General features: G+C 59.8%; 11 protein-coding genes and 1 pseudogene. 4 read left to right on the plus strand and 8 right to left on the minus strand.

Annotated elements, in window-relative coordinates; translation table 11 throughout:
- Positions 1–251: 251 nt before the first annotated feature.
- From BHE81_RS10765 to dalD, 4 genes are all read right to left on the minus strand, one after another.
- Positions 252–914 carry an HAD family hydrolase gene (locus tag BHE81_RS10765; protein ID WP_019725366.1) on the minus strand — a complete coding sequence of 221 codons (663 nt, stop codon included), beginning with the start codon at positions 912–914 and terminating at the stop codon, positions 252–254.
- Positions 915–962: 48 nt separating this feature from the next.
- Positions 963–2,240: a D-arabinitol transporter gene (dalT, locus tag BHE81_RS10770; RefSeq protein WP_004175125.1), complete on the minus strand. Its 1,278-nt coding sequence runs from the start codon at positions 2,238–2,240 to the stop codon at positions 963–965.
- Positions 2,241–2,310: 70 nt separating this feature from the next.
- Entirely contained in the window at positions 2,311–3,774 is a 1,464-nt protein-coding gene (xylB, locus tag BHE81_RS10775) for a xylulokinase (protein ID WP_048993338.1), read from the minus strand.
- Between the two features lie 9 nt (positions 3,775–3,783).
- A complete protein-coding gene (gene dalD / locus BHE81_RS10780; RefSeq protein WP_021440464.1) occupies positions 3,784–5,151 on the minus strand; it encodes a D-arabinitol 4-dehydrogenase in 1,368 nt (455 codons plus the stop codon).
- A gap of 206 nt (positions 5,152–5,357) precedes the next feature.
- Between dalD and BHE81_RS10785 the strand changes: the two genes are divergently transcribed.
- Positions 5,358–6,299, plus strand: coding sequence for a sugar-binding transcriptional regulator (locus BHE81_RS10785; protein ID WP_110246517.1), 942 nt, complete (start codon positions 5,358–5,360; stop codon positions 6,297–6,299).
- A gap of 22 nt (positions 6,300–6,321) precedes the next feature.
- Here the strand turns inward: BHE81_RS10785 and BHE81_RS10790 are convergent, their stop codons facing one another.
- Positions 6,322–7,323 (minus strand): substrate-binding domain-containing protein, encoded by a 1,002-nt coding sequence (locus tag BHE81_RS10790; protein ID WP_004184849.1) that lies wholly within the window; start codon positions 7,321–7,323, stop codon positions 6,322–6,324.
- 254 nt (positions 7,324–7,577) lie between these two features.
- On the opposite strand from BHE81_RS10790, the gene BHE81_RS10795 reads away from it, so the two are divergent.
- From BHE81_RS10795 to BHE81_RS10805, 3 genes and pseudogenes are all read left to right on the plus strand, one after another.
- Positions 7,578–8,327 carry an SDR family oxidoreductase gene (locus tag BHE81_RS10795; protein WP_004180592.1) on the plus strand — a complete coding sequence of 250 codons (750 nt, stop codon included), beginning with the start codon at positions 7,578–7,580 and terminating at the stop codon, positions 8,325–8,327.
- 26 nt (positions 8,328–8,353) lie between these two features.
- On the plus strand, positions 8,354–9,961 hold the full coding sequence (locus BHE81_RS10800) for an FGGY-family carbohydrate kinase (protein ID WP_110246516.1): 1,608 nt from the start codon (positions 8,354–8,356) through the stop codon (positions 9,959–9,961).
- 81 nt (positions 9,962–10,042) lie between these two features.
- Positions 10,043–11,325 (plus strand): annotated as a pseudogene (locus BHE81_RS10805) (RbtT/DalT/CsbX family MFS transporter).
- Between the two features lie 58 nt (positions 11,326–11,383).
- Here BHE81_RS10805 and fbaB read toward each other — a convergent pair.
- From fbaB to BHE81_RS28710, 3 genes are all read right to left on the minus strand, one after another.
- Entirely contained in the window at positions 11,384–12,436 is a 1,053-nt protein-coding gene (fbaB, locus tag BHE81_RS10810) for a class I fructose-bisphosphate aldolase (RefSeq protein ID WP_002912704.1), read from the minus strand.
- Between the two features lie 147 nt (positions 12,437–12,583).
- Positions 12,584–13,384: a bifunctional hydroxymethylpyrimidine kinase/phosphomethylpyrimidine kinase gene (thiD, locus tag BHE81_RS10815; RefSeq protein WP_002912707.1), complete on the minus strand. Its 801-nt coding sequence runs from the start codon at positions 13,382–13,384 to the stop codon at positions 12,584–12,586.
- A partial coding sequence (locus BHE81_RS28710) for a hydroxyethylthiazole kinase (RefSeq protein WP_173670045.1) occupies positions 13,381–13,540 on the minus strand: 160 nt, incomplete at its 5' end. The genes BHE81_RS28710 and thiD, both read right to left, overlap by 4 nt.

Here is a 13,540-nt window from a genome sequence, read left to right on the forward strand (position 1 = left end):
GCACACTGCCCGGCGGCGCTGCGCTGGCCGGGCCTACGGTTCGCAGATCTCATCTCGCGCGGATAAGCGCCGCGCCATCCGGGGAAGTCAACCCAGGCCGGGTCAGGCGGCAGCCGCCACCCGGCAAAAAACCGGTTTGGCGCCCCCTGAACCTTTCCCGCGGATTAAGGCTGTCAATGGGGCGTGAGCGCAGAAAAAAGATTAACCGACCAGCTACATCCCGGGAATGTCTGCGCCCACAAATGGCTGACTTATACCACCGCCGCTGGCTCCGCGCTAAGCGCTTCCAGCAGTTCAGGTAAGGTTTGATAGCGGCCAGCGGCGGCCTGAAAACGCGCGTGCTGGCTATCTTCTGCAATCACTATCGTGGCAATCCCCGCCGACTGGGCCGCGCAAAAGCCGGTAAAGCTATCCTCAATCACCAGACACTGGCTGGCGTTGAGATTGAGCTTCCGCAGCGTCGTGAGGTACACCGCCGGGTGCGGTTTGCCGCGTGGTTCATCATCCGCGCTGGAGATCGCGTCAAAAAAGTGCCAGAGCGAAAGCTTGTTCAGCACAGCGGCAATAACCTGACGAGATGATGACGTGGCGAGCGCAATCTTATAACCCGCTTCGCGAAAATAGCGTAACGCCTCCTGCACCCCGCGCATCGGTTCGCCTTTCGCGGCAATCAGGCGGGTGATGCGCTGCAGGATGGCGTCTTCAAGCCGCTGCGGAGCGAGATCAAGCTGAAAATAGCGGCACCAGGTGCCGGCAATGTCGTCGAGGCGCTTGCCCTTGGTCAGGGTTTCACATTCAGCAACGCTCGCCGTTGCCCCCCACTGCGCGAGGGCGTCAATCTGCGCCTGACGCCACAGCGCCTCGGAATCAATAATCACGCCATCCATGTCAAAAATAACCGCCTGCATACTCATTCGTTCACCTCATTAAGGCTGGCATGAGGCGCATGCCAGCCGCAGTACCTATGAGAATTCAACCTGCTCGCGGGCGGTTGCTTCCTTGTGGGAGAACCCCGGCTGCTCCACGCGGATAAAGGCGCAGAGGAAAAAGGCCACCACGTACAATCCGGTATAGGCGATCACCACCCCGATGGTGCTGAAGAACGGCAGCAGCACCACGGCAATCGCCGGCGCGAGAAAGTTCGACATCCCCGCCGACAGGTTATAGACCGAAATGGCCGCACCTTTATGCTTCGGCTCCAGCGCCGGGAACACGGCCGCCAGCGGCACGAAGGCGGCGACAAAGATCCCGAGGGCGATGGCGGGGATCAGCGCCATCGCAAAGCTATGGCCAAAGTGCTGAGGAATGTAGTAAAACGCCAGGCTGGAGAGCGCCATCCCGATGCAGCCGAACCAGCGCACCACCTTCATCCAGCCCAGTTTTTCCCCGAGGATCCCCCACAGCACGTTAGAGAAAATGGTGGTGAAGAAGAAGACTGCCCATACCTGGAGCCATTCTGAAGTGCTGAAGCCCAGCTCATCGACAAACATCATCGGCATAATCACCGCAAAGCCGAACAGCGAGAGGGTATTGATGATCCTCACCATGCTCGACAGCAGAATATTGCGGTTGGTATAGAGCAGCGTCGCGGCGCGTCCCAGCTCGGAAAACTTCTCACGGGTGGTGAGATTCTGCATATGCTGCGGCGTTTGAATATGGCGCAGGGAAACCAGGGCAATCACGCCCCCGGTAAGGCAGAAGGCCAGCGCCAGCCACAGGGTGCCCATTTCGCCAATGTGCGGAATGGTAAAGCTCGGAATATAGCTGCCGAAGACCCCGATGCCGATGGAATACACCGCCCAGAACCAGCCGATGGCCGAGCTGGCGTTGTCGCTTTTGACGTTATGGACAATCGCCACGATAAACGAGTAGAGGAACAGCGGATAGGCGAAGCCGCGGATGCCGTAGAAAAGCAGGATCAGCGCATAGTTGGCGTGACCGAGGCCGAAAACGAGGAACAGCACGTGGAATACGCACCACAGCACGAAGCCAATCATCATCGTTTTCAGCGGGGTGATAATTTCCGCCACCACCCCGGAAATCCACGCCGACAGCGCGGCGGCCAGGCCGTAGAGGGTAAAGGCAAAGGAGGCCTCCGCCGGAGAGAAGCCGAGCGCTTTGATATAGTGCGACAGAAAGGCTAATTCAAAACCGTCGCCGGTCATAAATACGGCAATGGCGATGTATCCCCAGAGCAGGTTCAGGGGTAAACCGAGCCACTGTTTATTATTGATAGACATAATGACCTCGTTTTCAGGGTACAGGGTGGCCGCTCCGCGACGTGCAACGAAGCGGCGGTTATGATGAAAATCAGTGCTGTCGATAGTGCAGATCGTTTAAATACAGGGCTTTAAACTGCGCGTAGCGTTGCATCAGGGTGTGGTGGCGAATGGGATCCGCACGCCAGGTCTGCCAGACTTCCGGTTTTTCACACACCGCGGCAATGGGTTTGCCCGCCGCCAGGCAGGCCAGCCGCGCCGCGCCCAGTGCGCCGCCGGTCTCTCCGCCTTTGTGGGTCACCACCGGCATAGCGAGAATATCGGCCAGCAGCTGGGCCCAGAACGGGCTGCGGGCGCCCCCGCCCACCAGCGAGCACTGCGCGATCGGTGTCCCGCTCTCTTTCAATGCCTGCAGGCCGTCGTTGATCCCAAAGCTCACCCCCTCCAGCACCGCGTAGCCGAGCTGCGCGCGCAGGCTGGCGTGGGTCATGCCCCAGAAGATGCCGCGCGCGTCAGGATCGTTATGCGGGGTTCGTTCCCCGGAGAGATAGGGCAGGAAGAACGGCGCGTTGGCTTTATCCTCCTCGCTTAGCTCGGCAATCTCCGCCAGCAGCGCCACCTCCGTGGTGCCGGTCAGGCGGCAGAACCACTGCAAACAGCTGGCGGCGCTCAGCATGACGCTCATCTGGTGCCACAGGTTCGGCAGCACGTGACAAAACGCATGTACCGCCGACTGCGGCGCCGGACGATAGGCATCGGTCACCACAAACAGCACCCCGGAGGTGCCGAGCGAAATAAACGCATCCCCCGGCGAGACCGCGCCGACGCCAATGGCGCTGACCGCGTTATCCCCCCCGCCCCCGGCCACCACCACCGAGGCGTTCAGCCCCCAGCGGGCAGCCACCTGCGGGTCAAGGGTGGCGGAAATCTCGCAGCCTTCGACCAGCGTCGGCATTTGGCTACGCGACAGGCCGCACTTGTCCAGCAGAGCGTCGGACCAGTCGCGCTTCGCCACGTCCAGCCACAGCGTCCCGGCGGCGTCCGACATATCGGAGACTTTCTTCCCGGTCATCCGGTAGCGCAGATAATCCTTGGGCAGCAGCACCGTGGCGGTGCGCTGAAAGTGCTGCGGCTCATGACGGCGCACCCACAACAGCTTCGGCGCGGTAAAGCCCGGCATCGCCAGGTTGCCCGCCACCTGATGCAGCTCCGGCGCCATCGCCTCCAGCTCGGCGCACTCTGCGGCGCAGCGGGTGTCGTTCCACAGAATGGCCGGACGGATCGCCTTCCCCTCTGCATCCAGCAACACCGCGCCGTGCATCTGCCCGGAGAGGCCAATCGCCTTAATGGCCGGCCAATGCTGCGCGCATTTTTCCCGTAGCGTGGCCATCAGGTACTCCGTCGCCTCCCACCATAGCTCTGGCGCTTGTTCTGACCAGTGCGGATGAGGCCGCTGAATACTCAGCGGCGCGCTATGGCTGGCGATAACCTCATGGTTCTCATCAATGACCAGCGCTTTGACTTCCGATGTGCCGAGATCGATACCCAGATACATAGCCACCTCTTAGTTAATCAGCGTGTAAACGGCGGCGACTTTCTCGCGCATCAGCGCCAGGAAATCCGCGTTGTTGGCGAGATCACCAAACAGGGCTTTATCACGGGCGAAGACAGCCACCGGATCCTGAGCCTCGAACATCTCATGCACCGCCTGCGCATCCAGGATGCCGTCCTGGTACTGATACGGCAGAGTTCCCTTGTGCCACTGCTCCATAAAGACGAAGAACAGCGCCGGCAGCATGGCGGTCGCCTCAGGGCGGACGCCGCGCTGGTAGCACTCCTGCAAGGTTGGCGCGATCATCGCCGGAATTTTCGAGAAGCCGTCGGCGGCGACGCGCTGGTTGGTGTCCTGGATATAGGGGTTGGTAAAGCGCTTAAGCACCACATCCCGGTAGGTCGGCAGATCAATGCCGTTGTCGCCGAGACACGGAATAACGTCCTCCGTAACGTAGCGGTCGGCAATGGCGTAGATAACATCGGTCAGCGTGCTTTCATGAATATACTGCTGGCCGATTAAGGTTCCCGCCCAGGCAATGCAGCTGTGCGACGCGTTCAAAATACGGATTTTCGCCTCTTCATACGGGATGACCGACTCCACCATCTCCACGCCGACTGCCTCCAGATTCGGGCGGACATCGCGGAAGTTGTTCTCCACTACCCACTGGATAAAGGTCTCCCCCATCACTGGCGCTTTGTCATCAATTCCGGTTTGCGCTTTGATGCGGGCCGGCAGATCGGCCGCCGGACGCGGGGTGATGCGGTCCACCATGGTGTTCGGACAGGTGGTATTGGCCGCCATCCAGTCAATCACCGCCTGTTTGCCGGTGAGCTGCAGGAACTCGACCATACCGTCGTGGAAACGCTCGCCGTTATGACGCACGTTATCGCAGTTGAGCAGGGTCAGCGGCCCGGCGTTGTCGGCCATGCGCTTTTCCAGGATCCGCGCGAGGGTGCCGTAAATGGTTTTGCACTCGCCTTGCAGGTCGGCCTGCAGATCGGGGTTGCTGGTTTCCAGCCGATGACGAGTGTTCAGGTAGTACCCCCCTTCCGTCACAGTAAAGGCGATAACTTTGGTCTGCGGGTTTGCCCCTTCGTTAATCAGCGGCTGTAGCCCGGCCTGCCACGGCAGCAGTTTCTGGATTGAGGTGATCTCTTCATATTCGCGCTCCCCTTCCGGGCTGACGGTCTCGAGGACGTAACGTCCTCCCTGCGCCGCCAGCGCCTGGACCACCTGCTCGGCGTCGTTGCGAATATTCCCCGCTGCGATGCGCCAGCGATTATCCCCGGAAGCAATCAGACGATGCAGATACCACGCCTGATGCGCACGATGAAAAGAACCCAGACCGATATGAAGCCATGTGAATTGATTGTTCATGTTCTGCTCTCCTTGAGTTGATGGCGCCACTGTAATTGATCATTTGACCGAAATAAGAGCCATGGATCACAAAAGAGCAATTACCCAATTAAATTACAAATGACCAGCAAAGAGCAAAAGCTTGCCAGTTATGCCAACCACGGCGAGAATGCGGGTATTCGCCGGGCCAATTGCGTGCCCTGGCCAGCAACTTAGGGCGGGAAACCATGAGTAAAGAAGACGATATCCGGTTGGATCAGAAGGTGCGTGCCGCATGGATGTATTACATCGCCGGCCAGAATCAGAGCGAGATTGCCAGCCTACTGGGCACCTCCAGACCGGTGGTGCAACGGCTGATCGCCGCCGCGAAAGAAGAAGGGATTGTGTCGATTAATCTGCACCATCCGGTAGCGAACTGCCTCGATTATGCGCAGTTGCTGCAGGAAAAATACCGCTTGATCGAGTGCAATGTGGTCCCCGCCTTTAGCGAAGAAAGCACCCTCGACAGTGTGTCATTTGGCTGCTATCAGCTGATGGCTCGCTATCTGCAGGATGATAAAGAGAAAATTATCGGTCTGGGCTCGGGCCTGACCCTGAAAAAAGCGCTGCAGCGCATCGATTTTGACAGCCTGAATACCCGCTGCGTGGCGCTGATCAGCGCCATGAACGCCGACGGGCAGTGCAATTATTACGATGACGTGCCCCTGCTGCTGACCCGCAAAATTAAGGCCAAGTACTATCAGTGGCCGGCGCCGCGCTACGCCCAAAGCGCGGATGAGTATGAAATGTGGTGCACCAATCGCTTATTCCGCAGCGTCTCCGGCGTCGCCCGCGAGGCGAACGTGATTTTTGTCGGTATTGGTCCGCTGGGCACGCAAAGTCCGATCTTTAAAGACGGCTTTATCAATCAGGCGCAGATGGATGAGCTGACCGCCCGCGGCGGCATCGGGGAGATCCTCGGGCGGTTTATTGATGCGCAAGGCGACGTGGTAGACAGCGAGATCAACCGCATGATCACCAGCTATGATATCCGCCAGAGCCACTGCCCGCGGATTGCCGCTGCCTGTGGAGAACATAAACGACCGGCGATCCTGGCCGCCCTTAAAGGCGGCTGGATTAATGGCCTGGTGACCGATGAGCATACCGCCCGCTGGCTGCTGACGCGGTAACGTCGAACAGCCAGACAGCGACTCAGCTGCTGCTCATCAGTCGCGGGGGAATTTCAATCCGCTGCTGGCTGGCTTCGCCGGCGTCAATAATCGAAAAAACAGCGTCCAGCATCGCCGGCACGTCCTGCTGCACCATGTCGATATCGTGCCCCAGCAGGTAGACAAAAGGATCCCAGTCGAAGCAGCCCATCGGCGGCTGCTCGCTGCCGGTCAGACCCACCTGCGACAGCCAGCGCACAACCCCTTCCAGGGATATCGTCGAGTTAACAAATATCCCCTGCAACAACGTCTTCGCGCTGCCAAACCGCTCCTGCAGGCAGTCCTCAACGTGGCCTTTCGAATAGCCGGGAGCCAGAATATTCTCCTGCGGCACGCTAAGCCCCAGCTCGCGATGCGCATCGTGGAAGCCGCGTAAACGCTCGCTGGTGTTATGGTCGCTGCTGCGCCCGCCGATAAAGGTCAGCGGCGCCAGCTCTCCGCGGCGGCGGGCGCTATTAGCCAGGATCTTATGAGTCAGCGCTTTCGCGCCGCCGTAGTTATCCGAAATCACCGACGGCGAGAGAGAGCCCGGCAGGTCGAGATTGACCGTTGGCACGCCCGCCTGCTGGCATAGCGCGGAAATTTTATCCGGATTGGTCGCCCCGGTCGCGACCACCCAGTCAACCTGCCAGGAGAGCATCGCCTTTACCGCTTCGATCTCCAGTTCCGGACGCCGGCGCGTACAGGTGATAATCGGCAGCAGGCCGCGCTCGCGGGCCATCTCCTCAAAGCGTTCGGCGATGGAACCGAAGTAGCGGTTATCATATTTGGGGATAATCATACCGATGACGTGTGATTTTTTACTGCGCAGCATGCTGGCCTGACGGTTAATCGCATAGCCCTGCTCCTCGGCAATCCGCGTCACCTTTTCCGCAAGCTTGGCGCTGATGCGGCGCTTTTTCCAGTTACCGTTGAGGATAGCGCTCACCGCGCTCGCCGAAACGCCGGAAAGTTCCGCCAGGTCGTAAATCGTTATCTTCTTCATTTTTCCAACTTGCGTCACAAAATCATGTCGCTGTTAATTTCCCCACTTGCTCAATCGATGAAGCGAGAGCAACATAGCTTCATCGATTGAGCATCCTTTTCACGCCAGGAAGTACGCGCGCATACCGCCTCAACATGCCAGCAAGCCTGAATTAAGATGCTGATATTCAATATGTTACCAGTTTTAGTCTATCACCTCGAACGTGATGCCCTCGCGTTCGATAGTTTTAACCAGACACGGCAAAGGATTATAAAATGAACCACTCTGTCTCCTCTATGAATACTTCCCTCAGCGGTAAAGTCGCCGCGATCACCGGCGCGGCGTCCGGTATCGGCCTCGAGTGCGCGAGGACCCTGCTGGGGGCTGGCGCAAAAGTGGTACTGATCGACCGCGAAGGCGAAAAGCTCAACAAACTGGTCGCCGAACTTGGCGAAAACGCCTTCGCCCTGCAGGTCGACCTGATGCAGGCGGACCAGGTCGATAACCTACTGCAGGGCATTTTGCAGCTTACCGGGCGTCTCGATATCTTCCACGCCAACGCCGGCGCCTATATCGGCGGGCCGGTGGCCGAGGGCGACCCGGACGTCTGGGACCGCGTGCTGCACCTTAATATCAACGCCGCCTTCCGCTGCGTGCGCAGCGTCCTGCCGCATCTGATCGCGCAAAAATCCGGGGATATTATCTTCACCAGCTCGATCGCGGGCGTGGTGCCGGTGATCTGGGAGCCTGTCTATACCGCGTCGAAATTCGCGGTGCAGGCATTTGTACACACCACTCGTCGCCAGGTGGCGCAGTATGGCGTGCGCGTCGGCGCCGTACTGCCGGGCCCGGTGGTTACCGCTCTGCTGGACGACTGGCCAAAAGCCAAAATGGACGAAGCACTGGCCAACGGCAGCCTGATGCAGCCGATTGAAGTGGCGGAGTCGGTGCTGTTTATGGTGACGCGTTCGAAAAACGTCACCGTGCGCGACATTGTGATCCTGCCGAACAGCGTGGATCTCTGACCCTGGCCAGCCTGTGAGAGGATGTGATGCAAAACGATACGCAAAACATTATTGGCGTGGATGTCGGTTCGGGCAGCGTGCGCGCCGGGGTATTCAATCTGCGGGGCGAGCTCCTCGCCCACGCGACCCGGGAAATAACCCTGTTTCGCAGCGCCGGAAACAAGGTCGAGCAGTCGAGCCGTGAGATCTGGCAGGCGGTGTGCTACTGCATTAAAACGGCGGTGGCCAACGCCGGCGTTTCGCCGTCGTCGATCGCCGGGATCGGCTTCGATGCCACCTGCTCGCTGGTGGTGATTGGCGATAACGATGCACCGCTGGCGGTCGGGCCTTCGGACGATGCGGACCGCAACATTATTGTCTGGATGGATCATCGCGCCACCGGGCAGGCGGAAAAGATCAATGCCACGGGCCACCCGGTACTGCGGTACGTTGGCGGCAAAATCTCGCCGGAGATGCAAACGCCGAAAATTTTGTGGCTGAAGGAGAATCGCCCGCACATCTATCAGCAGGCGCGCCACTTCTTCGACCTCGCCGATTACCTCACCTGGCGCTCAACCGGCGATAAAGCCCGCTCGGTCTGCACGGTGACCTGTAAATGGACCTACCTGGCGCATGAACAACGCTGGGATGCCGGTTACTTCCGCCAGATTGGCCTCGCAGAGCTGGCGGATGAAGATTTTGTCCGCATCGGCCAGCGGATTGTCGATCCAGGCACCCCCTGCGGCGAGGGCCTTTGCGCCACGGCGGCAGAGGAGATGGGCCTGCCGATCGGTACACCGGTGGCGGTGGGGATGATTGACGCCCACGCGGGCGGCATCGGTACCGTCGGCGTGCTTAACGGCGCGGTCAACAATATGGCCTATGTCTTCGGTACTTCTTCCTGCACCATGACCACCACTCAGGAAGCGGTATTCGTCCCGGGCGTCTGGGGCCCTTACTATTCGGCGATGGTGCCGGGCTACTGGCTAAGTGAAGGCGGGCAAAGCGCCGCCGGCGCGGCTATCGACCAGCTGCTGAGCTTCCATCCGGCGGCTGCAGAAGCGCGCGAGCAAGCGAAAGCCGCAGGCGTCCCTCTACCGGTCTGGCTGGCGGATCGCGTTCTGACGCAAGTTGCTTCGCCTTCTGAGGCGGTAACGCTGGCCGCCGGTCTGCACGTCGTTCCGGAGTTTCTCGGTAATCGCGCGCCGCTTGCCGATCCCCACGCGAAAGCGCTGATTGCCGGGCTGGGGATGGAGCGGGACCTGGATAACCTGACCGCGCTGTACGTTGCCGGCTTATGCGGGATTGGCTATGGTCTGCGACAGATCATTGACGCCCAGCGCGCCTGCGGAATTGAGAGTGAAAATATCGTCATCAGCGGCGGAGCCGGGCAGCATCCGCTGGTGCGTCAGCTGTTGGCCGACGCCTGCGGCGTTAGCGTCGTGAGCACCGCCAGCCGCGAGCCGGTGCTGTTAGGTTCCGCCATCCTCGGCGCGGTGGCGGGCAGAGTCGCGGCTTCGCTGCCGGAGGCCATGAAGCAGTTTACTCAGGTGGATGCCACCTATCACAGCGAGACGGCGTTTAGCCCGCTTCATCAGCGCAGGTATGCGGCCTATAAGGCGCTACAACAGGCCGGCAGGCTGATTCGCGAATAACATACCTCCTTATTTTATAACAATAATGCTCCGCTGCTGTGCAGCGGAGACACTCATCTGCACTCTGAAATCGAGGTCAACATGTCCGTTAATAACAAACAGTGGTACGGTCTACCGCTCAACCTCATCTGGGGATATGTCGCCATCGCCGTGTTTATGACCGGCGACGGCTTTGAGCTGGCTTTTCTGTCGCACTACATCAAAGCACTCGGATTCACCCCGGCGCAGGCTTCCTTTGCCTTTACTCTCTACGGTCTGGCTGCCGCCCTGTCGGCGTGGGTCTCCGGCGTGGTGGCGGAAATCATTACCCCACGCAAGGCCATGCTGATTGGCTTCGTGCTGTGGTGTGTGTTCCACGTACTGTTCCTCGTCTTCGGCCTCGGTCGCGCCAACTATGCGCTGATCCTGCTGTTTTATGGCATCCGCGGCCTGGCCTACCCGCTGTTCCTCTACTCCTTTATCGTCGCCATTATCCACAACGTCCGCAGCGACAGTTCCAGCTCCGCGCTGGGCTGGTTCTGGGCGGTCTACTCGGTGGGTATCGGCGTGTTCGGCAGCTATATTCCGAGCTTTACCATTCCCCACATTGGCGAAATGGGCACCCTGTGGCTGGCGCTGCTCTTTTGCGCCACCGGCGGCATTATTGCGCTGGTGTCGATGCGTCATACCGAAACGCCGCGCCATATGCAGAACCTGACCACTCGTGAAAAATTCGCCGAACTGGGGCGCGCGGCGACGCTACTCTATACCAACCGCAGCATTCTGTTCTCGAGCATTGTGCGCATTATCAACACCCTGTCGCTGTTTGGTTTTGCGGTGATCATGCCGATGATGTTTGTTGATGAGCTGGGATTTACCACCTCGGAATGGCTGCAGGTATGGGCGGCATTCTTCTTCACCACGATCTTTTCGAACGTTTTCTGGGGGATTGTGGCGGAGAAAATGGGCTGGATGAAGGTTATCCGCTGGTTCGGCTGCATCGGGATGGCGCTTTCCAGCCTGGCGTTCTATTACCTGCCCCAGCACTTCGGCCATAATTTTGCCATGGCGCTGGTACCGGCTATTGCCTGGGGATTTTTGTCGCCGCGTTTGTGCCGATGGCGGCGGTGTTCCCGGCGCTGGAGCCGAACCATAAAGGCGCGGCGATTTCGGTCTATAACCTGTCAGCCGGGCTGTCGAACTTTGTGGCGCCGGCGATTGCCGTGGTACTGCTGCCCTATTTCAGCACTATCGGCGTGGTAATAGCCTATACCGCCTTATATATTCTGGCCTTCTTCCTGTGCCCGTTAATCCGCGTTGAACAGCCTGGCTTTACCAGCGATCAGCATGCGAAACCGTTTACCGCCAACGCGGCAGAGTCTTAATAAACCGCATCTGGTACAAACAAAGAGCAATCCGGGCGGTGACGCCCGGATTTTTGCCTTATGCGATAGTCACTTTGCCATCCAGATAAACATCCTGCACGGCATTGATCAGCTTCACGCCGTCGGCCATCGATTTCTTAAACGCTTTGCGGCCCAGGATCAGCCCCATGCCGCCGGCGCGTTTATTGATCACCGCCGTGCGCACCGCGTCGGCAAGGTCGGTCTCCCCGCCCGCCGCGCCGCCGGAGTTGATCAGCCCGGCGCGGCCCATATAGCAGTTGGCCAGCTGGTAGCGCACCAGATCGATGGGGTTATCGCTGGTCAGTTTGCTGTACACCCGGTCGTCGGTATAGCCGAAGTTAACCGCTTTGTAGCCGCCGTTATTCTCCGCCATCTTTTGCTTAACGATATCGGCGCCGATGGTGGCCGCCAGGTGGTTGGCCTGACCGGTCAGGTCAGCGGAAACATGATAGTCGACGCCGTCTTTCTTGAACGCCGAATTGCGCAGATAGGCCCACAGCACGGTGACCAGGCCCAGCTCATGGGCCCGCTCAAAGGCGGCGGAAATCTCTTCTATCTGACGACGGGATTGTTCTGAGCCGAAATAGATCGTCGCTCCCACGGCCACCGCCCCCATATTGAACGCCTGCTCAACGCTGGCGTAGAGGGTCTGGTCGTATTCGGTGGGATAGCTCAGCGTTTCGTTATGGTTGAGCTTCACCAGGAAAGGGATGCGATGCGCGTAGCGGCGCGACACCGAGGCCAGCACGCCGTAGGTCGACGCCACGCAGTTACAGCCGGCTTCGATCGCCAGCTCGACGATATTTTTCGGATCAAAATACAGCGGGTTGGCGGCAAAGGAGGCGCCCGCCGAGTGCTCCACGCCCTGGTCAACCGGCAGAATGGAAAGGTAGCCGGTTCCCCCCAGGCGTCCGGTATTGTACAGGGTCTGCATATTGCGTAGCACCGCCGGTGGTCGGTTGTTATCCACCATCACCCGATCAACATAATCTGCGCCAGGCAGATACAGCTGGTCGGACGGAATGGTTATACAACGGTGCTGCAACAGGCTCTCGGCATCTTTGCCCAGCAACTGCGTAATATCAGTCATAGCAATCTCCCGTAAGGCCGGCCGAAGCCGGCATGCATTATCCCAACCCAATTTTTTTGGGCAGGTTAAGCCTGGTACCGACTTAGCCTATTTTCCAGCCGGGGGGCCATTTTTTCAGGAGATTCTGCTGTCCCGTTGCGCTGCCATTTACCACCAGGCGTGGAAATGGTGCACCGGCCCGATACCGTGGCCTACCTCCAGAGAGTCGGCCTGCGCCAGAGCCGCCGACAGCCAGGCCTTCGCCTCGATAACGGTGGCTGCCCAGTCCGCGTGACGCGGGCGCAGCGCCGCCAGCGCGGCGGAGAGCGTACAGCCGGTGCCGTGGGTATTTTTGGTCTGCACTCGCGGCGCGGTGAACCGCTGTTCCCCTTCGCGGGTGAAGAGCCAGTCCGGGCTTTCGGCATCGTCGAGATGGCCGCCCTTCATCAATACCGCGCCGCAGCCCAGCGCCAGCAGCGCCCGCCCCTGCTCCAGCATTTCCCGTTCGTTACGCGCATGGGGGGCATCGAGTAGCGCGGCCGCTTCCGGCAGGTTCGGGGTGATCAATGACACCTGCGGCAACAATCGTTGACGCAGGGTCTCTACCGCCGAAGCCGACAGCAGCGGATCGCCGCTTTTCGCCAGCATGACGGTATCCAGCACCACGTTGGCCACCCGGTAGCGCGCCAGCCGCTCGGCCACGGCTTCCACAATATCGGTCTCCGCCAGCATGCCGATTTTGGTGGTATCGATACGCACATCGCTGAACACCGAGTCGAGCTGCGCGGCCACAAAATCCGGTTCGATGCGATAGACCGACTGTACGCCGCGGGTATTCTGCGCCACCAGGGCGGTGATCGCCGAGCAGCCATAGGCCCCCAGCGCGGAGAAGGTTTTCAGATCGGCCTGGATACCGGCCCCGCCGCTGGGATCGGTGCCGGCGATGGTCAGGGCGTTGATGCGTTTCATCCCTGCACCTCCTGATACAGCGCGTCGAGAAACGCCGGAATAAAGCTGCCTGGGCCTCCCTGACGGGCGGCGATCTCCCCGGCCTGCTTCATCAGCCCGCAGGCGGCGGCCACGTTTTCCAGCCGGTCTCCCGGCAGCGCCGCGCTCGCCGCCACC

This window comes from Klebsiella sp. AqSCr (assembly GCF_008452795.1).
Lineage (GTDB): Bacteria > Pseudomonadota > Gammaproteobacteria > Enterobacterales > Enterobacteriaceae > Klebsiella > Klebsiella pneumoniae.